17 protein-coding genes are annotated in these 22,414 nt (G+C 43.7%); 2 read left to right on the top strand and 15 right to left on the bottom strand.

Going from position 1 to position 22,414, the window contains the following annotated elements; all coding sequences use genetic code 11:
- Position 1: 1 nt before the first annotated feature.
- Positions 2 to 172 (top strand): hypothetical protein, encoded by a 171-nt coding sequence (locus tag AC4E8A_RS20050; RefSeq protein ID WP_490195554.1) that lies wholly within the window; start codon positions 2 to 4, stop codon positions 170 to 172.
- Between the two features lie 39 nt (positions 173 to 211).
- Here AC4E8A_RS20050 and AC4E8A_RS20055 read toward each other — a convergent pair whose 3' ends face one another.
- The 15 genes from AC4E8A_RS20055 to AC4E8A_RS20125 all read right to left on the bottom strand — a co-directional run bounded on the left by AC4E8A_RS20055 (position 212) and on the right by AC4E8A_RS20125 (position 18,958).
- Entirely contained in the window at positions 212 to 1,561 is a 1,350-nt protein-coding gene (locus AC4E8A_RS20055; protein WP_490195555.1) for a murein hydrolase activator EnvC family protein, read from the bottom strand.
- Positions 1,562 to 1,592: 31 nt separating this feature from the next.
- Positions 1,593 to 2,477: a permease-like cell division protein FtsX gene (gene ftsX / locus AC4E8A_RS20060; protein ID WP_490195556.1), complete on the bottom strand. Its 885-nt coding sequence runs from the start codon at positions 2,475 to 2,477 to the stop codon at positions 1,593 to 1,595.
- Complete coding sequence (gene ftsE / locus AC4E8A_RS20065; RefSeq protein WP_490195557.1) at positions 2,467 to 3,153, bottom strand: cell division ATP-binding protein FtsE; 687 nt, start codon at positions 3,151 to 3,153, stop codon at positions 2,467 to 2,469. The genes ftsX and ftsE overlap by 11 nt, the downstream gene beginning before the upstream one ends.
- A gap of 436 nt (positions 3,154 to 3,589) precedes the next feature.
- Entirely contained in the window at positions 3,590 to 3,934 is a 345-nt protein-coding gene (cccB, locus tag AC4E8A_RS20070) for a cytochrome c551 (RefSeq protein ID WP_490195558.1), read from the bottom strand.
- 59 nt (positions 3,935 to 3,993) lie between these two features.
- Complete coding sequence (locus AC4E8A_RS20075) at positions 3,994 to 4,869, bottom strand: YitT family protein (RefSeq protein ID WP_490195559.1); 876 nt, start codon at positions 4,867 to 4,869, stop codon at positions 3,994 to 3,996.
- Positions 4,870 to 5,231: 362 nt separating this feature from the next.
- Positions 5,232 to 6,333, bottom strand: a protein-coding gene (gene prfB / locus AC4E8A_RS20080; protein ID WP_490195560.1) for a peptide chain release factor 2 whose coding sequence is annotated in 2 segments (ribosomal slippage) — positions 5,232 to 6,260 and positions 6,262 to 6,333 — 1,101 coding nt in all. Because the reading frame shifts where the segments join, the coding sequence is not laid out codon by codon here.
- A 245-nt stretch (positions 6,334 to 6,578) separates the two neighbouring features.
- On the bottom strand, positions 6,579 to 9,098 hold the full coding sequence (gene secA, locus AC4E8A_RS20085; RefSeq protein ID WP_490195561.1) for a preprotein translocase subunit SecA: 2,520 nt from the start codon (positions 9,096 to 9,098) through the stop codon (positions 6,579 to 6,581).
- 564 nt (positions 9,099 to 9,662) lie between these two features.
- Positions 9,663 to 11,132, bottom strand: coding sequence for a methyl-accepting chemotaxis protein (locus tag AC4E8A_RS20090; RefSeq protein ID WP_490195562.1), 1,470 nt, complete (start codon positions 11,130 to 11,132; stop codon positions 9,663 to 9,665).
- 138 nt (positions 11,133 to 11,270) lie between these two features.
- A complete protein-coding gene (locus AC4E8A_RS20095; protein ID WP_490195563.1) occupies positions 11,271 to 12,647 on the bottom strand; it encodes a vWA domain-containing protein in 1,377 nt (458 codons plus the stop codon).
- Positions 12,648 to 13,099: 452 nt separating this feature from the next.
- Positions 13,100 to 14,149, bottom strand: a complete 1,050-nt coding sequence (locus AC4E8A_RS20100; protein ID WP_490195564.1) for a YecA family protein — start codon at positions 14,147 to 14,149, stop codon at positions 13,100 to 13,102.
- A gap of 239 nt (positions 14,150 to 14,388) precedes the next feature.
- Positions 14,389 to 15,621, bottom strand: coding sequence for a glycosyltransferase family 4 protein (locus tag AC4E8A_RS20105; RefSeq protein WP_490195565.1), 1,233 nt, complete (start codon positions 15,619 to 15,621; stop codon positions 14,389 to 14,391).
- 19 nt (positions 15,622 to 15,640) lie between these two features.
- Positions 15,641 to 16,405 (bottom strand): glycosyltransferase family 2 protein, encoded by a 765-nt coding sequence (locus tag AC4E8A_RS20110; protein ID WP_490195566.1) that lies wholly within the window; start codon positions 16,403 to 16,405, stop codon positions 15,641 to 15,643.
- Between the two features lie 100 nt (positions 16,406 to 16,505).
- Positions 16,506 to 16,925 (bottom strand): M67 family metallopeptidase, encoded by a 420-nt coding sequence (locus AC4E8A_RS20115; RefSeq protein WP_490195567.1) that lies wholly within the window; start codon positions 16,923 to 16,925, stop codon positions 16,506 to 16,508.
- 137 nt (positions 16,926 to 17,062) lie between these two features.
- The gene (locus AC4E8A_RS20120) at positions 17,063 to 17,686 is read right to left on the bottom strand and encodes a hypothetical protein (RefSeq protein WP_490195568.1); all 624 of its coding nucleotides are present in this window, start codon (positions 17,684 to 17,686) and stop codon (positions 17,063 to 17,065) included.
- 93 nt (positions 17,687 to 17,779) lie between these two features.
- The gene (locus AC4E8A_RS20125) at positions 17,780 to 18,958 is read right to left on the bottom strand and encodes a BMQ_0737 family morphogenetic spore coat protein (protein WP_490195569.1); all 1,179 of its coding nucleotides are present in this window, start codon (positions 18,956 to 18,958) and stop codon (positions 17,780 to 17,782) included.
- 1,874 nt (positions 18,959 to 20,832) lie between these two features.
- Between AC4E8A_RS20125 and AC4E8A_RS20130 the strand changes: the two genes are divergently transcribed.
- Complete coding sequence (locus AC4E8A_RS20130; protein WP_490195570.1) at positions 20,833 to 21,996, top strand: hypothetical protein; 1,164 nt, start codon at positions 20,833 to 20,835, stop codon at positions 21,994 to 21,996.
- Positions 21,997 to 22,414: the final 418 nt, after the last annotated feature.

Genomic DNA, 22,414 nt, shown 5'->3' on the forward strand with positions numbered 1-22,414 from the left:
TATGTTTTGGCTGACGCTGATGTTGTGTTCTTATCTGGCCTACTACTCCATTCGGTATGCACGATTGATTTGGAAAGATCAAAATAAACTTGGTGCAATGATGGTTTGTTTGCTTGCTTTCATACTCGCGCTGATGCCATTTGTTGATTTCTGGCTGTTTCAGGATAAATAAAAAACTGCTGAAATGACCTTTCAGCAGTTTTTCCTATTCTTACAAATTAATATATTTACGAGGGTTAACAGAGTTGGACTTGCTTGCATTCCAAGCGCCTTGATGCAATTCAAAGTGCAAATGCTGGCCGAAAGAGTAACCTGTGTTCCCCATGGTACCGATTCTTGAGCCTTTTGTTACATACTGTCCATTGCTCACCATTGATGCAGACATATGAGCATATACAGTTGTGAACATTTTGCCGCCAATAGAATGTGTCATGTAAACAACATTACCGTAACTGGAGCTGTATTCACTTCTGATGACATAGCCATCTGCAGCAGCGACGATCGGAACACTTCCGCCGGAAGCGATATCCGTTCCATAGTGGAAACGAGGTTTTCCATTTAACATATCGTATCCGTACTCTGTTGTGATATATCCAGAAGCCGGTCTTGTCCAACTGCCTTCAGATACAGCTGGTGTGGATTGCACTGGTGCTGCGGAAGAACCGCTGTTGTTTCCAGATGCTTTCTGTGCAGAAGCCTGTTTCTCAGCTGCAGCCTTTCGCTGTGTTTCAAGCTCCTTTTGGCGCTCAAGCTCCTTTTGACGGGCAAGTTCTGCCAGACGTGCCTGCTCTGCCTGGATTTGGCCGCCAATTCTCTTTTCAAGTTCTTCAAGTTCATTTGCATGAGCAACAAGGTTCGTTTTCTCTGTACTCAACTTCGATTGCTCTGCTTCAAGTTCTTTGAACAAGCTGTTCTTTTGTCCCTTTTGACTGTCCAGATCTTTCTTGAGAGATACAAGGCTGGCTTTGTCATCTTCAAGCTGTGCAAGCTTGTCCTCTACTTCAGCCTGCTTCTTTTCAAGTTCTGCCTGATCCGCTTTTTGCTCGTCTATGATTTTTTTATCAGCACTGACAATTGTATTCACTGCAGTGATGCGGTTGATAAAATCACCGAAGCTCTCTGCGCCAAGGAGCACATCCATATAGCTTGCAGATCCGCCTTTTTCCTGCATGGAACGGGCACGTTCTTTTAGAAGTTCATTACGCTCAGCAATCTTCTTCTTAAGTTCTTCGATTTCTGCTTTTAGTTTTTCAATTTCCTCATTTGTCTTTTCGATTTCAGCAGTTTTCTCTTTAATGTTCTCTTCAGTATCACGGATTTTCGTATCTAAAGCGGCAATCTCTGCCTTGATTTTTTCCTGTCGTGAAACATTTTCGTTGATTTCACTTGTCTTTTCATCAATTTTTGAATTGACGTCCTCTTTTTTGCTTTGTACGTCTTCTTGTTTGCTCTTCAATTCATTGACTGAAGAATGAGCGCTGGCTGTTAACCCCGTAGTTTGTAGACTTCCGATTGTTAGTGTTGCTGCAATTGATAAAGTGACTAATATTTTCCTTTTCAAGCGACATGCTCCTTTCGGCTCTCTCAACCTATTAAACTCTCAAAAACTTTCTGACGGACATGAAGCTTCCCCAAGCTCCGATTAAACATCCCATTAGAATAATCAGGAAGTTTACTTGATAGATAAACGGGGTATATTCTAATATCTGCATAAAACTCGTTCGCAACTTTGGTTCAATGAACTGATAAGCATAATAATATCCAATGGATACTGTTGCTATCGGAATGATAGAGCCGAGGATCCCCAGCCATAATCCTTCTAAAATAAACGGCCAGCGTACAAACCAGTTTGTAGCACCGACGAGTTTCATGATTTCAATCTCTTTCCTTCGGGCAACGATCGTGATCTTAATTGTATTGGATATTAAGAACATTGCCGTGAAAAGCAGTCCGATTATCAATACCAAACCAACATTGCGACTCATTTGCAGGAAGCTGAATAGTCTTTCAATCTTTGCTTCCCCATATAGTGCATCATTTACATTTTCAAAATCTTTAATTTCATTGGCAATCCGCTTGGTTTCCAGTGGATCTTCCGCTTTTACAACATAAACGTCATATAACGGATTCTCTTGTTCAAACAGACGAAAATCTTCCCCCATATCTTCCATCAAATTTCGCAATTCATCTTCTTTGGAGGAAAATTCAATACTTTCGATTCCATTTATCTGTTCAATCTTTGTTTGCAGTTCTTCGACTTGCGGCTTTTCAGTCCCTAATTCTACCAGGACCCGTACTTCTACATCTTTTTCAATATCTGTGGCAATCTTATTCATGTTCAGCATCAGAACCACGAACACACCGACTAGAAGCAGTGTGACCGTAACGGCACTCACGGATGCAAACGTCATCCAGCCGTTCCGCCCTAAGCTCTTTAAGCTTTCACGAAAGTGCCTTCCTATTGTTCTAGGCTTCATAACCGTAGTCACCTCGCTGTTCATCCCTGACGATCCTGCCATTTTCAATGGCAATTACACGGTGTTTGATTGTGTTGACAATTTCCCGGTTATGCGTGGCCATCACCACTGTAGTACCTTGAGTATTAATCTCTTCAAAAACATTCATGATTTCCCAGGATGTTTCCGGATCAAGGTTACCTGTCGGCTCATCCGCAATGACGACTTTCGGCTTGTTTACAATGGAGCGTGCCAGTGAAACCCTCTGTTGTTCTCCGCCTGATAATTCATCCGGGAACATTCTTGCTTTATGCTTTAATTTCACAAGATCAAGTACTTCCATAACCCGCTTTTGAATGTTTCTTGGAGTTTCCTCGATAACTTCAAGTGCGAATGCGATATTTTCATAGACTGTCATGGACGGCAGCAACTTGAAATCCTGGAATACCACTCCGATATTTCTTCTTAAGTAAGGTACCCGTTTGCTTTTAAGCTTGACCAAATCTATTCCATTGACGGTGACTTCACCCCTGGTTGCTCTCTCTTCCCTGTACATCATTTTGATGAAGGTCGATTTGCCGGCACCACTGGGGCCTACAACATAAACGAATTCGCCTTGTTTGATATGTATATCGAATCCGTTTGCGGCCATAATCCCATTTGGATACTGTTTATATACGTCTTTCATTTTAATCATTTTTTTACCACCCAAGTAAAACATTTATAGTGTTCGATCGAAGATGTCTTTTTCCCAAAGCTTAAGTGTAGTAGAGACAACATATAATGTTGAAAAAACTCGAATTAATAACTTACTAAAAGTATTATAACATCATTGGCTAGGAAGTTAAGGATAATTTATATTACATTTTGGTATCAAAGTGAAACGAAAATAGCATAATTTTCCTTATGTGAACTGTAGAAACATGGAAATAGAGGGAGAAAAGTAGCATATTAGTATAGAAGAATAATAGGAAAATGAGCTTAGTGTCGAACCTAAACGGGGCGCTGGCGCTTTAATGGCTTTGTCGAAAGGTGTACTGAAGATAGTTGATATAGGAGTGTAATAATTCGTTTAACCCTCATTTGAAATAAAAGCAACCGCATTAAAAAAAAGAAAGTCCGAAGACTCTCTTTTATTTCTTTTCTGCCAGCCATTCTGCGACAGCTTCGGCTTCTTCACCTTCAATGATATTTGCCGGCATGGCACCCGGTCCATTTTGGATGACAGAAAGAATATCATCTTTGCTTAATTCTGATCCGATATTTTTCAAAGCCGGCCCCATTCCGCCTGACAGATCGCCGCCATGGCAGCTGGAGCATTTTTGATTAACGATGTTTTCAGCGTTGATCTCCGTTCCCGCTGCACTTTCAGCTGCATCCTGCGGATTGTTTGCGTCACTTGCTTCATCTGAAGCATTTCCGCAGGCAGCTAATACAAGAAATGAACCAAGCAGGATACCTAACAGTTTCTTTTTCATTGTGATTCCTCCCAGGATGAGACATAATGCATTTCCTCTCATTCCTTATTATACCAGGATTACACCCGTTTAAAACCTTCTCCGAGTACTTCGGAAGCGTCCATTGTCACTACGAATGCAGACGGGTCAATACTTTTGACCAGTTGTTTCAATCTTGTGAACTCACGCTGATCGACGACACACATAAGAATTGGACGTTCGTCGTCGGTATATCCGCCGTATGCTGATAGTTTTGTCACACCGCGATCGATTTTATTCAGTACCCCTTCGCGAATCTCCTCCTGGCGGTTGGTAATGATCATCGCCATTTTCGATCGCCCGAAACCAACCTGAACAAGGTCGATGGTTTTGCTTGTTACATAAAGACCGATCAAAGCGTATAAGCCTCTTTCAATATCGAAAACTAGGGCAGCCGACAATACGATCAAGCCGTCAATTATGGCCACGCAGGTTCCAAGCGTCAACCCTGAATATTTATTGATGATCTGAGCGGCCAGGTCGGTTCCGCCAGTTGATGCTTTGCCCCTAAAAACAATCCCGAGACCAAGCCCTACACCGATCCCCCCAAAAAGAGCGCCAAGGAGTGGATCCATTGTCCATGGTTCCCAATCTTCCGTCAAAAACACGACAAAAGGAAGAAAAATTGTACCGAGTGCCGTTTTGAATCCAAATTGAAAGCCCAGGAAAATCAGGCCGGCGATGAACAGCGGCACATTGAAAGCCCATTGGACGAAAGCTGGCTTCCAGTCAAAGACTGCTTTGGTGATTGTGGATATGCCGCTCACGCCGCCGGATGCCACTTCATTCGGCAGCAAGAATACGTTGAAGGCGATTGCGACAATTGCTGATCCAACGAGTACAGATAAATATTCCAAAAACTTATTCAGCCCAGGGTTTTGCTGCTTCCCCCGGCGTCTTCTATCCTTATTTCCCATCCCTGTCAATCTCCTTTGATGTGTTGAATATTAGTATGACCAACCATGGGTTTTTCATTGATCGCACACTTTACCCCTTTAAAGCACTGGGGGACAGTCCCCTGTTACTTTAAAGTAGTAAAGCATCCCTATCTTAGATAACCCGGTGTCGGCTTTTGTCATTGAATGATTAGCCTTTGAGAGTATAGCATGAGGGGGGGAAGCTGTAAATATTGGTACTTTAACGTGTTAATGCGGTACCACAGCAGGGGACTGTCCCCCGCCGCGGTGATGTGTTAAAGCATCCGATATAATAACTTCTCATCATAAAAAAACCACCTCCCTTATAATAAGGAAGGTGTTGAAATGGTATAGGGTTCTTTTTAGTTGATGCGTGAACGAAGGTAAGCGTTGATGAAGCTGCCGATATCTCCGTCCATGACAGCCTGCACGTTCCCCATCTCTGTGTTTGTCCGATGGTCTTTCACCATGGAATATGGATGGAATACGTAGGAACGGATTTGGCTGCCCCAGCCGATCTCTTTTTGTTCCCCACGGATTTCAGCCAGCTCCTGCTCCTGTTCTTCGATCCTCTTTTGATACAGTTTGGCTTTCAGCATTTTCATGGCCTGATCCCGGTTCTTAATCTGGGAACGCTCTGATTGACAGGTAACAACCACACCTGTCGGCTGATGCGTGATACGGACGGCAGAGTCAGTCGTATTGATATGCTGGCCGCCGGCACCGCTTGCACGGTACGTATCAATCTTAAGGTCCTCTGTACGGATTTCGATTTCAATTTCTTCATTGAATTCCGGCATCACTTCGCATGATACGAAAGAGGTATGGCGGCGCCCCGATGAATCGAATGGAGAAATCCTTACCAGGCGGTGGACACCTTTTTCGGCTTTCAAATATCCGTAAGCATTATGGCCTTTGATCAACAGGGTGACACTTTTAATCCCTGCTTCATCACCTGGAAGATAATCCAGCGTTTCCACCTTAAAGCCTTTTTTCTCCGCCCAGCGCTGGTACATACGCAAAAGCATGGATCCCCAGTCCTGTGACTCGGTTCCGCCTGCACCCGGGTGAAGTTCCAGGATGGCATTGTTCTTATCATGTTCTTCGCTAAGCAGCAGCTGCAGTTCGTAGTCATTCAAACGTTTGTTTAACTCTTTTGTTTCTTCCACAAGTTCTTCCTGGAGTTCGGCATCGTCCTCTTCTTTGACAAGCTCAAGCGTCACTTCCAGGTTTTCCTGCATTTCCTGCATGTCTTTATATTGATTGACCAGATCTTTCAGGCCATTTGCTTCATTGATGATTCCCTGAGCCTTCTGCTGGTCATTCCAGAATTCCGGTTCAACCATGACTTCATCAAGTTCAGCTATTCTGGCTTCTTTATTTTCGAGGTCAAAGAGACCCCCTGAAGTCCGCCAGTTTCTTGGCTGTATTTTCTAATTGTGATTTCACTTCAAAAAGTTCCATCAAATTCACCTCTGTTTAATTTGTAAGCATAAGTTTTATTATACCGTTTATTGAACCTGAATCGCAAAGTTTCTATAAAACTGTACCCGCAGAAAAACTACCTGACACCTCTTCCGACAAGAGAAATCAGGTAGTTTATTGAGAACTTTTGAAGAGGGTGCCGTGATTTACGTTGCGTGAGCGGATCCGCCCCAATTGAACAGAGTACAAAATCACCTGCTCTTCAATAAAAACCTTTTATCTAATTACTCTACTTTACCATGACAGTTTTTATATTTCTGGCCGCTTCCGCAAGGGCAGGCATCGTTTCTTCCGATATTCTCCGCTTTGCGCAAGGGCTGTTTCTTTTTAGCTTTGGCGCCGCCGTCTTCTTTTGGATTGACAGCCTGCCCTTTCGCGACTTCCTGACGCTGAAGATTGTTGCGGATTTCTGCTTTCATCACATAGCGGGCAGCATCTTCCTCGATTGCCACGACCATGTTTTCAAACATGGCAAACCCTTCATGCTGATACTCGCGCAATGGATCTGTCTGGCCATAGGCACGTAGGTGGATACCCTGGCGCAGGTGGTCCATCGCATCGATATGATCGATCCATTTTGTATCAACCGCACGAAGAAGGACAACCTTTTCGAATTCGCGCATTTGTTCGGCAGTCAGCTCTTCTTCTTTTTCGTTATATCTATCTTGAACCTTTGCAAAGATCAGGTTGACCATCTCTTCAGGTTCTTTCTTTTGGAGATCTTCAACAGTCAGGTCACCTTCCTGAAGAAGAGTTGCATTGACATAATCGACGATTCCTTGAAGGTTCCACTTCTCTTCTTCTTCAATGATCGGTGCATGTGCTTCAATGGCACGGGTGATGACTGACTTGATCATTGTTTCGACTATCTCGCGAAGGTTCTCGGAATCAAGCACTTCGAAGCGCTGTTTGTAAATGATTTCACGCTGTTGGCGAAGAACATCATCATAGGATAGAAGCTGCTTACGGGCATCAAAGTTATTCCCCTCAACACGTTTCTGTGCAGATTCAACTGCGCGGCTGACCATCTTGCTTTGAATCGGCTGATCATCTGCCATCCCAAGGCGCTCCATCATCGCTTTCATGTTGTCAGAACCGAAGCGGCGCATCAATTCATCTTCCATTGAAAGGTAGAACTGAGTCACACCCGGATCCCCTTGACGTCCGGAACGTCCACGCAGCTGGTTATCGATACGCCGTGATTCATGCCGTTCTGTACCGATGACCGCTAACCCGCCAAGGTCAAGGACACCTTCGCCAAGCTTGATATCTGTACCACGGCCGGCCATGTTTGTGGCAATGGTCACGGAGCCTTTCTGACCTGCTTCTAAAATGATTTCCGCTTCACGCTCATGATTTTTCGCGTTCAATACGTTGTGGCGGACACCTTTTTTTGTTAACAGCCTGGAAATTAATTCAGATGTTTCAACGGCAACCGTACCTACCAGCACCGGCTGGCCTTTCTGATACCGTTCAGCAATCTCTTCTACGACTGCACGGAACTTCCCTTCCATGGATGCATAGATCAAATCCGGACGGTCATCACGGGCAATCGGCTTATTCGTTGGAATTACGACTACGTTCATATTATAGATGTTGCGGAATTCCTCTTCCTCCGTCTTCGCTGTACCTGTCATACCGGACAGCTTCTCATACATACGGAAGTAGTTCTGGAATGTGATGGTTGCCATTGTCATACTTTCGTTTTGGATTTCTACGCCTTCCTTCGCCTCGATCGCCTGGTGAAGTCCGTCGCTGTAACGGCGCCCTTTCATCAAACGCCCTGTGAAGGAGTCGACAATCACGATTTCCCCGTCCTGGACCACATAGTCAACATCATTATGCATGCTGACATGTGCTTTCAAAGCCTGAAGGATATGATGATTCAATGTCACGTGAGACAGGTCAAACAGGTTTTCGATATTGAAGGCTTTCTCTACCTTCGTAATACCTTCTTCTGTCAGCTGCACGCCTTTGGTTTTTTCATCATAGGTGAAATCCGTCTCTTTGCTCAGCATGCGGACGACTGCATTGGCCTGCATATAAAGCTGAGTCGATTTCTGTGCCTGGCCGGAAATGATCAGCGGAGTACGGGCTTCATCAATCAGGATTGAGTCAACTTCATCAATAACGGCGAAATGAAGAGGACGTTGAACCATTTGATTCTTATAAAGCACCATATTATCACGCAGATAGTCAAAGCCTAGTTCGTTATTCGTGCTGTACGTGATGTCAGCTGCGTATGCTTCGCGCTTTTCTTCTTTTGTCAATGAATTCAAGTTGAGGCCGACAGTCAGTCCAAGGAAGTTGTAAAGCTGGCCCATTTCCTCAGCATCACGGCTGGCAAGGTATTCATTGACTGTTACAACATGGACGCCTTTTCCGGTAATGGCGTTCAGGTATACCGGCATTGTGGAAGTAAGGGTTTTACCTTCACCCGTTTTCATCTCGGAGATATTTCCCTCATGAAGGGATGCACCACCCATGAGCTGGACGCGGTAAGGGTAAAGCCCAAGAACACGCTTGGCCCCTTCACGGACAACCGCAAAAGCTTCGACAAGCAAATCGTCGAGGGATTCACCATCCTGATAACGCTTCTTGAACTCTTCCGTTTTCTTGCGGATACCGTCATCGGAAAGCTTAGCCATATCTTGGCCCAGAGCCTCGATCTGATCTGCATATTTCTCCAGTTTCTTCAGCTCGCGTTTATTGGGGTCGAACACTTTATTTAAAATTCCAATCATGTATGAGCGCTCCTTCTAGTGGAAATGTAATGGAAAAGGCTGTTTTGGTAAAGATAGCTGTTTTCGAAAAAAATCATAAGAACCGGATCCCCTCTATGTTCAAGGGGGGGCTCTCTGAAAAGGAGAACAGCTCTTTTCGTTCTTGCTTACCTGGGTATTCAGGTGAATGATGGCGATATGTCTTAATATTCATATTGAGCAGCAGCAGAGTCTTCAAATAGCGTCTTGTGAAAAAGCTGCACTGACCCGCAGCTGCTCATTGGTTAGCAAGTATATTCATGCGGATAAGTCCGCTTCAAAATCAGATAAACCGTCACTAGTAAAAATTCTCTATAAACCCGCAAAATCCTTTTTATAAAAAACGCAATATTCCCTATTAATATTACCACTATCGCGATAGAGTGACAACAACTGACAATTGAAGCCAGCTCTGTACACTTCACCGTATTAACGCACGAAGAGGGACAGTCCCCTTTAGCGCTTTAAAGCAACCGGGGACTGTCCCCCGCCGCTTTAAAGCATTAAAGAAGATGGCATTCCTATTAGCAGGAATGCCATCTTCAATCAGTCATTTACTATCGATTCAGCCTTAATGGCGGTTTCTCCCATTAATTCTGCGATAGAATGGTTAACATTTGTTAAGCTTTCAACGGTAGCACTCATTTCTTCCAGGCTCGCCGAGGACTCTTCAATGATAGAGGCTAATTCAGCCGTCGAGCCTTGTGTATTATCAGATTTTCTGCTGACTTCTTCGGCTAACTTCAGCAATGTTTCTACATGCCCTTGGAGTTTCAAGAAGACTTCAGAAGCCAGATTGAATGATGCCGTCACCTGTGCGGTCGATTCAAGACCTCTATCGATGAATTCATTGCTCGTTTGAACCTTCAGCAGAGCCTCATCATTGTTTTTATTTAACTTCATTAAATTATCATTGATGCGGTCAGTCGTTCTGCTGCTCATTTCCGCAAGCTTCCGGATTTCGTCAGCAACCACCGCAAATCCCTTCCCCGCTTCTCCAGCCCTTGCTGCTTCAATGGATGCATTCAGTGCCAAGAGGTTGGTTTGATCGGTAATTTCCTTTATCTTGCCAGTGAAGGTATTCGTCTCTTTGATGGTTTCTGTCAGTAGTGAGAAGGTTTGGTTCAAATCGTTCACCAAAGCAGCAAGTTGATGAATATCCTTGTCCAGCTCACAGGTCTTTCCTTCACTTTCCGAGATATGCTGCTCCGCCTTATCCGTTTCTTCTCTCAATTCCGTGGAAACAGAATATAAATGGTCCATTGAATTCTTTGTACTAAGGGTGTTACCCGTAATTTCTGTAATTTGCTCAGACTGCACCTGGCTCCCTGCGGCCACCTCGCCTATGGCGGTTTTCATTTCTTCCTGAGCGGCAAGATTGGTCTGTACCTGCTGATTTACCGCAAATACATCTCCAACAATTCCGCTGACTTTCTCTTCAAGTTTCTCCCTCAGCAATCTCTGCTGTTCCACCTCTTTCTCAGCCGAGAACATCATTTCCTGAAGCGTTTGATCCTGTTTAGTACTAAGATAGATCATAACCCCCAAAATGACGCCGCATAGCACATAAGCAAGAACAGCCGTTGAGATCAATGATTCCAGTAACTCGATTTTCTCCATCAAAAAAAAGTTGACGGCCAATATGACAAACCCGAGAAAATATCCGATCCCAAATACCATCCGATTAAAATGCAAAGCGGAAATCAAACCCAGAACAAATAAAATAGGGATAAAATCAACCGATGGCTCTAAAATGAACAGAGCAGATAAAGTAAAGAATTGAATGGTAACAATACTCACCAAAGGGAATAACCGATATTTTTTAAAAATAAATTGAAAACCAATAAAGAGTAGAACAAACGCTGTCATCTCTGATAAATAGAAGAGTGCTTTTTCAATCTCCCCTGAAACAGATGCTGAACCCCCTGCTGCCAGTAAAGAAATCAGAAAGGCAACAAACATCAGGAGGTTCTTCTTCTTCACATCATTTTCTTTTAGTTGTTCTACTGTATTCATAAAGCAATCCTTCTTTCTTCCATATGGTAAAAAACTTACTTCCTTTTTATCGGTGTGTTACTTGAATATTTTTACTGTAAAAAAAAGGATAAAAAAAGACACCTTCTTGTTGAAAGTGTCTTGGGAGCTGCCAGAACATCAGGATGAATACTTATCCGTGTTCTTTTCTTTCAGTTCTTTTACTTTATTCTGGAGCTTTTCTTTCATGTCTTCGCGGATTTTATTCTTCCTTTCTTCTTCCTGATCAAAATATTCATCTACGGATTCATGCCGTATGGTGATCAATTCCTTGTATCTCTCTTCCGCTTCTTCATCCTTGAATTTGTTCATCTCTTTTAAATCATATCTCAGACTGCTCATGACATTTTTAGCTCCGAGTGATTTGAAGTAAATATCATTGCCATAGCCAAGCATGTCAAAATAGATATCATTGCTTTGTCCGAGGATATCGAAATAGCGGTCGTTGCCCCAAGCCAGCCATTCCCAGTACAGCCGGCTGTATTCCTCTTTCAGATAATCATTCAATTCGCTTTCTGAGTAGACGGATTTATATTGTCCGCCGCCTGCTTCTGCGACTTCTTTCAGTTTCACCTGTCCCTCGTTGTCAACATCAAATCCAATGATGTTCACCTCAGCCTGAATCTCGGATTCATTCAGCGATTTCGCTGCCGATACAGGGTCTCCGTCACATGTTTCCACACCGTCACTTACCACATAAATCACATTTTTGGTGTTCTCGCCTTTTTGATCTTCCAGGTCGTTCCTGGCCGCTTCTATTGCCCCGGCTAATGGTGTCCATCCGGCTGGATCGAATTGTTCAAGCGATTGGGCGAAGCCTTCTTGATCGTAGGAACCTAAATCATAGACAACCTCGTTACTCTTGCAGGACATTTCCTTGTCATCATCCGAACCGGTACCTTTATGTCCATAAACACGGAGCATGATGTTCGCCCCTTCCGGCAGATCCTGTGCATAATTCTGTATTGCTTTCTTGGCAAGTTTCATTTTTTGTCCGCCGCTGACTTCGCCTGCCATACTGCCGCTAGCGTCCAGCAGGATGGCCACGTTCACCTTCTCCTGTTCAGGAATTTCAATCTCATCTTCAGGAGTGGAGGAATCAATCGTTATGATCGGATCCACCTTCTCAAATCCTTCAGCTTCCTTTTCAATATCCGCTGCAACCAGGGAGACCACCAGTGAATAAGCCTCTTCTCCTGTCAGATTATCAGGTGCTTTTTCTATTTCATCCAGGAGCTCTTTCATGGATTGTTCATCCTTGCCCAATTTTTCCGGATCGTACTTTCCTTTTTCTTTTACAATTTCTTCAACATTGTATAAAGCTGCTTCCGGTATGTTCTTATCTTCGTTATCCGCTTTTTCTTCCTTCGTTTCTTCCGTTGGCCCTGAACCGCCGGCTCCTTCAGCTTTAGACGCCTTCTCACCCTGGGAACATCCAGCTGCCGTTATGGACAGTAAGATGACCACTAAGATGCATACCCAGCTTTTTTGTTTCATCCTCATTTCCTCCCCCATGTTTCCTATCACATTGTTCCACTAATAAGTAGCCCAAACCAGAAAGATTCAAACCAGGAATTTACAGTATTATTGTATACATTACCAACTTTAACATCTTTTGCCTTTATTTTTTTGGGGAATAAGTAATGATTTTGGTCTTGCAAAAAGCCCGCAGCTCCACTGAAGCACGGCATCTAAACATAAAAAAAGGCTATATAGTTGCTTCCGGAAAAAAATCAAAAGTCTGATTTTTCCCCTGCATACTACGTTTTTCGCTCTGAACGAAGGGAGAAGCTCTTTTCTCTCTTGCTAAACAGGGGTTTTCCCGGTTCATTCCTCCACTATCTTTCGGAATTATTATTAAATAGCAACAACGTTTACGAGAAGAGCCTAAAAAAAGATGACCCCGGCCCAATTCCGGAATCATCTGCTTTTTCGTGCTGTCTAAAGAATCAAACAACAGCCAATAGAATCTTTTTCATTTCCTTTGAACGTCTAGAGATACTGTTGGCGGATACGCCAAATGCTTCCGCCAGATCTTTTTGGAGATAGTCTTTTTTCAGGTCAGTATCTCCTTTGATGACCTCAATGATGGAAGCTGAATAGATTTGCGGGTTTCGGATTTTCGGAGATTCACTTTCGAAATACTGGGCAAGCAATTTTGCAGCTTTTTCGATGTTTGTCCGGGCCTCTCTCTGTTCCATCAAGAAAGCTCTCATCGAATCGACTGCCTCTGTATAGGCAGGATTCCCTTCCGCCGGCTTCTCTTCCGAAGCATTATCCTCTGCCTTTTCTTGAACAGCCTCTCCACTTCCTGTGAACAGATAGAAGCAGTGATCCGCCAAATAGAGATAATCCGAAGTGAGATACTCTTCCACAGAATCTTTATCAGCATTTCTCATTTTTTCAACCATGGCATCTTTGCAAGTCCCTGCAATCCCAGGATAGACAAAATACTGAGCAAACGGAAGATAGCTGGTGCCGTTTTGCAGCAGAATCCCAATAAAGAAGCACCCCTCGACAATCTCAGGATTTGCTCCCTTCACATCGAATGTCTCCCCTTCCACGGTATCCTCAATAATCAATTCAGAACCCTTGGCCGAGGTGACGATACCTGCTGCCAGTCTGGGCTTACTCCATTTTTCCAAGCTTTCAAGCGTCTGCGGCCTGGTCACGGCCTTTCTTTGCTTTTCTACAAACCGTTCCATCAATGACAGCCCGTCCTCAAGCTTTTTCGTCACACCGTACCAGCTCAGGAAAGCCATTTCATAAATTTCCTGGTCTTTATTCATCATCTTCATATCAGAGAAATAACGGTGGTAATCATTCTCAAGTTCTTCACTATTATGTACGGCAATGAAGTCATACGCCTGTGCCTGCAGAATCTCAAGTTCCCCAAGAACCAATTCATTAATATTGACAGCGGAGTTATTTCCGCAGCATTTCTTGTATTTTTTGCCGCTTCCGCATTCACACGGTTCATTTCGGCCGATTGTTTTCATACGTCGTACCTCCTGATGCTTTCTTTCGTATCTAAAATAAAGCTCATAAACTTCTATTATAATCTACTTTTCCCGAACATTAAACTGTTTCGGGAAAAGATGCCTCATGTAAAACTTGTTAATTTGCGATGAGGCATCCATCAATGTAAATCAGTTCGTCACTTGCAGGTATCCAAAGACCTCATTCCAAACCGGAAAGCAGCCCGGAACAGAACAATAACGTTTGTCGGTAAAGAGGATTAACCGCCTTTCTTCTCATCGATGGCAGCAGAATAAAACGCCTCCATGTTGTCAACCATCCTGCCGGAATCCCAATATTGCGTACCCCACTTCAGTGCATTTTCCCTTAATTCCTCTCTTTTGCCTGGATCTTTCAGGAGCCTTGAGATCTGCTGAGAAAGCGCCCGGCTGTCTCCACGAGGGAAAACAAGACCTGTTTCACCATCCTTTACCATCTCCGGCATCGAAGCTGCATCACTCACAATGACTGGAATTCCGGCAATCTGCCCCTCAATGACTGTATGCGGAAGGGTTTCCTGAAGACTCGGGTGAACGAGAATATCCGCTTGCTGCAGGGCCGGCATCACATTTTTGAGAAAGCCCAAGAATTTAACCCTTCCGTTCAGCCCCTTCCTCCGGCACCTTTCCTTAAGGACCGCCTCCATATCGCCTTCTCCAAGGATCCAGCATTCCCAGTCCTTTCTTTCCTTGGATAATAGATATAAAGCATCAATAAGATCATGGACCCCTTTAAGGTACACGAGCCTTCCCATACAAAGGATGACTTTCTTAGCTCCAGGTTTTTTCATTCGTTCTTCAAGGCTTTTTTTCTCCATCTTTTCAAAATCAATTCCATATGGAAAGGTATGAATTTTCCCAGGCAGGACTCCATACTTATCCTGTAGAAGGGTGGTAAGCCAGTTCGAGGCAGCATGCAGCTTGTCGCTCTCCATGCATCCATGGCGCTCAAGCTCCTGGCAATAGTGTAATTCAGGGGTTTTCCAAAGCTGTTCATCCGTTTTATAGAGATAACGGGATTTCCACAAATAGAATATCTCGCCTGAAAGGTACCCATTGACACTGGTAACCAGCGGGAGGGAAGTAGGTTTAATTTTGCCCAGTGCAACGGCTGCTGTAATATCCTGAGCATGGATGACATCATACTTCTCCAATAAGAGGCCCTTGGCACTTGCCTCGAATTGATGCCGTTGACTTTCCCAGAAATACATAAAGGAACCAAGAGCATAGTCTGGCTTCTCTTTCTGCAGCCGTTGCTGAATCTCTGACTGGTCAAGCGGAAACATCACTTCAATTCCCTTATCTAAAATATGGATTTTGGTATTCTCTGTATTCGTGCATAGGATATCGACTTCATGTCCCCTCAATTCCAGTTTTTCACGAAGATTCGATACAAAGGACCAAATCCCCCCTCCTCCGGGGAGTGGATAGATAGTTGCTAACAAAATTTTCATAGCATTCACTCCCTTTATCTTAAATGTTCATATACGCTTTCGTTTTTTTTCTTAATGGAATGGACTTATTTTTCCTGCGGGCTGCTGTTCCATTTTCTTTAAACAGCAGGAAAGGTTTTTTATATCTCTTCTGAACCTGTTCAGTTTCTATCTGCAGTTTGTCAAAGTATTTTTTGGTTCCCATATTATCATGAACCCGGTACTGGACAGTGAGCTTATTCAAATACCTGATATGTGTATGAAGGCTCAGCTTGCACCACATGTCATAGTCGTGTGTGTAGAGCAGGCTTTCATCAAATTTACCTGCCTTCCTGATCAAATCCATTTCCGCCATCACGGTGCATCCATTGATTGGGCATGTAGTGGACAATGTATCTATCAAGCCTTTCCAACTCATTGAAGGATAGCGCATGTCGCTGGTAACCGCCCCATCTGCGTTCATGAACCTGAAGCCTGTATAAGACGCCTGCACCTTGCCTGCTTGCATAAAGGCCAACTGGTCTTCCGTCTTGTGGGGAAGAAACAGGTCATCGGCACTGAGCCAGGCGAAGTAATCCCCTGTTGCTGCATCAATTCCGGCATTCAGGGCTGTAGCTGTTCCACCATTTGCTTTTTGAATATATTTAATTCGGTTCAAGTAGGGCCTCAATTTTTCGGTATACTTGGTAGATCCATCATTCACGACGATGACTTCAACATTGGGATAGGTCTGATTGAGAGCACTTTTGACAGCTTGGTCAATATATGAACAATTGTAGAATGGAATAATGATCGATACTTTCATCTCATCACCTCTTGTAAAAGTTGTAAATGTGCAGGGATAGTTCCCATGCAACCTGCAGAAAAGCGCTGCTGCCTCATACGCAGGCAGCAGCAGGCAGACCTCATAGAAGGAGTATTTCTACTTCCGTGACCTTCAGTTGATCAATAAGGTAACAAGCCAATTCCGGCTTGTGATTTCTCAAGGAAATGATGAAATAGAAAGCATGCGGGTACACGGCATAACGGATGTCTTCCGCAGAGGGGACAGGAAGGGCTGTCGGGTGCGAGTGATAGATTCCATTGAATTGGTGATTTACTCTTTTCATATCAGAGAACACCCTGTCCATCTCATCCAGATCCATAGCAAATGAATGTTCGCTTCTTTCTACATTTCTCATTCTCCAAACCGTTTCACAGTCTTTTCCCCTGCCTGACAGCAGGCCGCACGCCTCAAATGGCGATGCCTGGATACAGTGCCGGATCATTTCATCGTAAGCTTCTTTCAATAGGAAGCACGCTGGGTTCAAACTATCTCGCTCCACAACCGCATCCTTTAAATTTAAAGTTCGATTTTTGGGGAGTCTCTTTCACCCTTTTTCTCCTAGTTGGAGAAACCCTCGTTTTAGACGCCTCTTTGTACATTTTTTGCACATCTTCCCGTCTCATAATCTCACCCCCTTCACTTGCTGTAGCGCATAGGGTTAAAAATCGTTGTCCTGGAATCCTTACTGATGGGGAAACAGTCATATTGTTCTTTAATGAAGGACTGCTCCTCTTGAGAAAGTTCCGGACTCCGGCCCCTTGCCTGCCTGCCGGAAAGAGCGCTTTTTTTCTTGGAGAGGGAGTTCAACTGATTGTTCTGCATGCTGCCGATCTGCTTCTTTAAAGAATTAATATCCTTCTGAAGGGACCAGACATTTGTCTCAGATTCTTCAAGTTTCTGCTTATACTCTCCTGCCTGGTTTTGCAGCTTCTCTATCTGCTGAAGATACTCTCTTTCCTTCTTTTCTTCCAAGTAGAAGTTATTCTCCCGCTCCGTTCCGCTTTGCAACTCCTTTTCTTTCGCTTCTCCCAGCCGAACCAGTTTTTCTTCATAAGTATTCATCCAGTCTTCCATTATGGTGAGGATACGCTCCAGTTTTTCCTCTTGCAGGTCCCCGCTCTTACGCGAATCCTCAAGTAACTCCTTCACATCCTCCACTCCCGTTGTGAGATTGGAATAATTTCCATCCATACCGGATAACTGGTCCATGACTTCCTGAAAATAGTCTTCCTTGCTCTTTCCAAAAAAAAGTTTCCACATAAAGCACCCTCCTCATACTTTGTTATGAACCTGCTTAAGGATGAAATAGAGAAAAAAATAGGAGGAGCATGAAATCTCCTCCAGTCTCCTACATTAGTCATCTAAATCTTCTAGAAGGTCTGCGAACGTATCACACTCGTCGAACTCAACAAGCGCTTCTACCAATCCGCTGTCAAAAACGACAACATTAGCTGTATTTCTCAAGATGAGGCGGAATCCTTCTGTTATGACTCCCAACAAATCTGTGAAGACCTGAAGCTCATAGAATACTTGCTCTGGAACACCATCGAAGTATCGTACACCTTCTCCTGTAGCAGAAAGAGATCCTGTTCCGCAGGATACATTATCGATTGAAGAAGGATTGAATCTAAAGCTGAAATCAGATTGCAGTCCAGTTGCAGTAGGAGTTGGTGTCGGACTGATATCAGTATCCGTGAATGAGTATGTGAATGTACTGTCACCGAGCGAGCATTCCTGGCAAATTTCTGCGCGAAGGCTGGATAGACCAGTGACCTCTAATCCGTCCGTTCCAAATATCGCTGTAGTATCTTCGTTTCTAGCAAGCGCCGTAGCCTGGCACTCACAGTTGGCGACAGGGAATAGACCTGGACACTGTCTAGGGAATTCGAGCAGACTTAAGTCACAGTTAACGGTAGGCTGTGGAACCGGGATGTTATTTGTACGAGGGAAGCAGAACTTAGCCAATACTTCCAACTTAACAGGGAATTCTACTTGAACATCTTTACAAAGAATGATGGTTAACGGAATCATAGGACCAAATGGATCTGGACCCATCAACACTCCGCCAGTCTGACAAATGACCTGTGTCACGCGGCAGTTGATATTTTCGTTTGTGATGCCTACCGGTACACAAAGCATGATTTCATCCGTGAACTGAGTTCTGACGATGAAAGTTCCAACAGGTTCTCCATCGATCAGGATAGTTACTTCTACCGGCACTGTCCAAACAATCAAGACGCGGCCAGGGTTCCCATTTTCCTGGATAGTCGCTGTACAAGCCACATCAGCCGGATCGGCTGCCGAACATTGCACTTCAACTCTAAGCCCCTCAGCCAAAGCTGCACTTACTGCCTCGCGTACTTCTTCATCAGGGATAAAGTTTTTGTTTGTATACCTGCTGGCAAAGAATACCCAGTCGTATACTTTATCCACCCTAATGCATTCTGGAGCCAAATCATTCGGATCCAATGGAATTGGCGAAGGAGATGGAGTAGGAGTCTGGGAACCCCTGATAGGTTGACGTTTCTTCATGAAATCCTTCCTTTCTTTCAAATGAATATTTTCGGTACACTCTATCCTATTGAGAAAGACAGAAATGGTATAGATAAATCACCTATTTTATGTAAAAAAATATATAAATGGACACTCAACCAAGTAGAACTTCTATATATAGGTAGATTTCTCACCTTACTTTTTCGACTGCCCGGAAATGGATGAAGGCAGGTTTCACAAGCCCTCCCTTAGAGTGGGAGTCAATTAATCTCTTAATAAAAGGCGGTCACGATGTTTGCTTTATTAGGAATAGTTCAAGAACCCGAGTTTCCCGGGGGTACTAGACGTTCGCTCGCTGAAGAGGCAGGGAATCTCTTTTCTTTCTTGAAGACCAGGTGTTCTTGAGGAGAACCATATTGATATTTTGTAGAATTCACGTGAGGCGGCTTCAGGGGAAGAAGATGATTCTATTTTCTCTAGGATTAGGCCATAAAATGCGGATCTTGGCGGCAGAAATCGGATGGTTAAATTCGGAGTGCACTATATTGGGGAGTCAGGGGTGGTGAATTGGTCTATTACTCTAGGATTATTCCATATAAGCTGATATGTCAAAAAGATTGGTCCAATTAAATGTGGGATGGCACCAAATTTCAGCTCCTTCCGATGATTCTTGGTCTATTTTCTCTAGGATTAGGCCATAAAAACAGACTCCGCCTGATATGTTGGTCCATTAATTCCAGGATTGCACCAAATTCTAGCTCCTTCCGATGAATTTTGGTCTATTTCTTCTAGGATTAGACCATGAAAACAGACTCCGGCTGATATGTTGGTCCATTAATTCCAGGATTGCACCAAATTCTAGCGCCCGCCGATGAATTTTGGTCAATTTCCTCTTGGATTAGGCCATAAAAACAGACTCCGCCTGATATGTTGGTCCATTAATTCCAGGATTGCACCAAATTCTAGCGCCCGCCGATGATTTTTGGTCTTTTTCCTCTTGGATTAGGCCATAAAAACAGACTCCGCCTGATATTTTGGTCCATTAATTCCAGGATTGCACCAAATTCTAGCGCCCGCCGATGATTTTTGGTCAATTTCCTCTTGGATTAGGCCATAAAAACAGACTCCGCCTGATATGTTGGTCCATTAATTCCAGGATTGCACCAATTTCTAGTGTCAGCAATCCATATTCGGTCTATTTCCTCTACAATTAGAACAAAAAGCGCACCCCGGCTTACAATAGAAGAGAAGAGAAGAGACATTTTAAAAGGCTGTTTCCGCCTAAATTGTTGCTTTCGGAAATACCCTTAAAACCGGATTTCCCCAGGAACTAGAAGAGTTATTCCTCATCAGGGAGAGCAGCTCTTTTCTTTTTTTTGCAAGAGTTTTACAATTGAAACCGGGATGGACTTTTTGAAACTCGTAAAAAAGGGCGTTGGAATAGACTTGTGCCGGTTTACTTCTTTCACCACCGGCATATACTAGTATCGAAAGGCCGGGAAGCCTTTCTCAAAAATGTCATTATTAATTGATCATAAAATTAAAAAATGAAAATAAATGAATACCTTATTTCAAATGAATAGAAGAACGGATGTTTACCATTCTCAAAAGCGCTGACTAGTCAAAGAATCGATGAGAATACTGGGAGTTCTTATCGATTGAAAGATCCACACTCCTATAGGATGAATAATGAACAAGGATATCCCCTAACTCGAGAGGGGATATCCTTTTTACATATTCGATTTGGGCGCGGGCCTTTGTAACGGGGGGGAAAGCAGGCACATATTTTATCTTATGGATACGGCCAGAAAGTGAGTTGACACGTTGTGGAAAGTTCAAGGAAACCCCTATATCACCTTTCGAATCAGGATATGATTTTTTATAAATCAAAGCTTCAGGAATATGAAAACAAAATGAAGAAGATGTCCCGTTCATATCTTTTCATCGAAAACAAGCGGTTTCAGGAAAATATTCTCACTCTTCAAGAGAAATTGAGGGAATCGGAAGAAATCGTAAAAGGATTGAAGAACAGTGAGTCGGAGCTGGCTCACCAAAATAAGCAGGCGGAACAATCTATAAAAGCAATGCAGCAAACTCTCTCTGCTTCCAACACAGTAGCTGAAAACCTCCAGACAAGGGAAAAGAAGCTATTGGAGGATTTCAGGAAATTAGAGGAACGTTTCACTTCAGCCAAGGAAGAAATCGATACGTATCAAAAAAGGCAAAAACAACTTGAAGAAGAAAAAAACGGGCTCCAGGATTCGAATAGGAAGTTAGAGGAACAGCTGGAAGTCAAGAACAGAAAACTTACCGAAAAAGCATCACTCCTGGGTACTGCACAGGAAATCTTAAAACAGACAGAACATGAACTAACCCAGACACAAATGGAAATGAGAGCCGTCTTGGAAGAAAACGGACACTTACGGAATGAATTGCAAAACCTGAAGTCTACCAACAGTACATTGGCCAATGAGAATGGCCAGCTTGAAGGCCAAACAAAAGACGCATTGTACTTGATCGAAAAACTGAAAATAGATATCAAAAACAGTAAGGAACATATACAGGACCTTGGTACAGCCCTTCAAACCTCTGAATCAACCAAAAAAGAATTGTTCGATAAGGTCCTTTGGGAAACCAGTGCCAACAAGAGTTTGATCACGGAACGAGACCAGCTTCATAAGCAGCTGCAGGAAGCCAAACAACAGCTGATTGAAGCGGAAAAAGTGAAAATTCAAGCTCTCAAAGAGACTTTTGATGCTTACAAAGAAGAATATAAAGAGAAAGAAGGCTGGATTGAAAACCAGCTGGAAGATATTGAACAAATTATGACCGCTTACAACGAGCGGCTCGAGGAAATTGAAGAAAAGAATACGAAGCTGCAGGAAAAGGTCAAAGACAACAAGCGGTTCGTCCTGTCTGGATTCGAGCATCACGAAAACAGACTCGATCATTTTGAGGAGGGCATGACAGAGCTGAGAAAGCAAAATGACCTTCTCACATCCAACCTGAATATGATCAAAGAATGGATCAGGAAACAAAAAGAGTTTTCCCATTCAATTATTAAAAAGATTATGTAAATAAAATTGCCTGCATATCCCGCTGCCGAAGGACTGGGATAATTGCAGGCTTTTTAGTCTCTCGGCATTCCACTCCGAGGGGCGTACGGTGGTGGAAGCAGCACACCGATTGGAGGGCTCCCGGAAGAGAGAAGGAATCACGACGAGCCAGCGAATCGCTGATGACTTAGCGCAAGGTAGAGCCGGAAAGCACGATAGCCGTTGGGCTTATGGAACTGGATTGGCAAAGAGAGAGGCCGGAATCTGTTAGGTGCTGGCTGCTCGAGTTGGTTTGGCCACCCGCGGATCCCCCTGTGAAGTCTCACCTTCCCGCAGGAGGTCGCGCATCTTCCGCTTCAATCAAACTCGCGTAGAAAAACAGCAAAATTCATCGATTCCTTTACTCTTAAACTCTTTGATTGGTTTCTTGCGGCCAAGA

The organism is Bacillus sp. SRL337 (genome assembly GCF_984799155.1).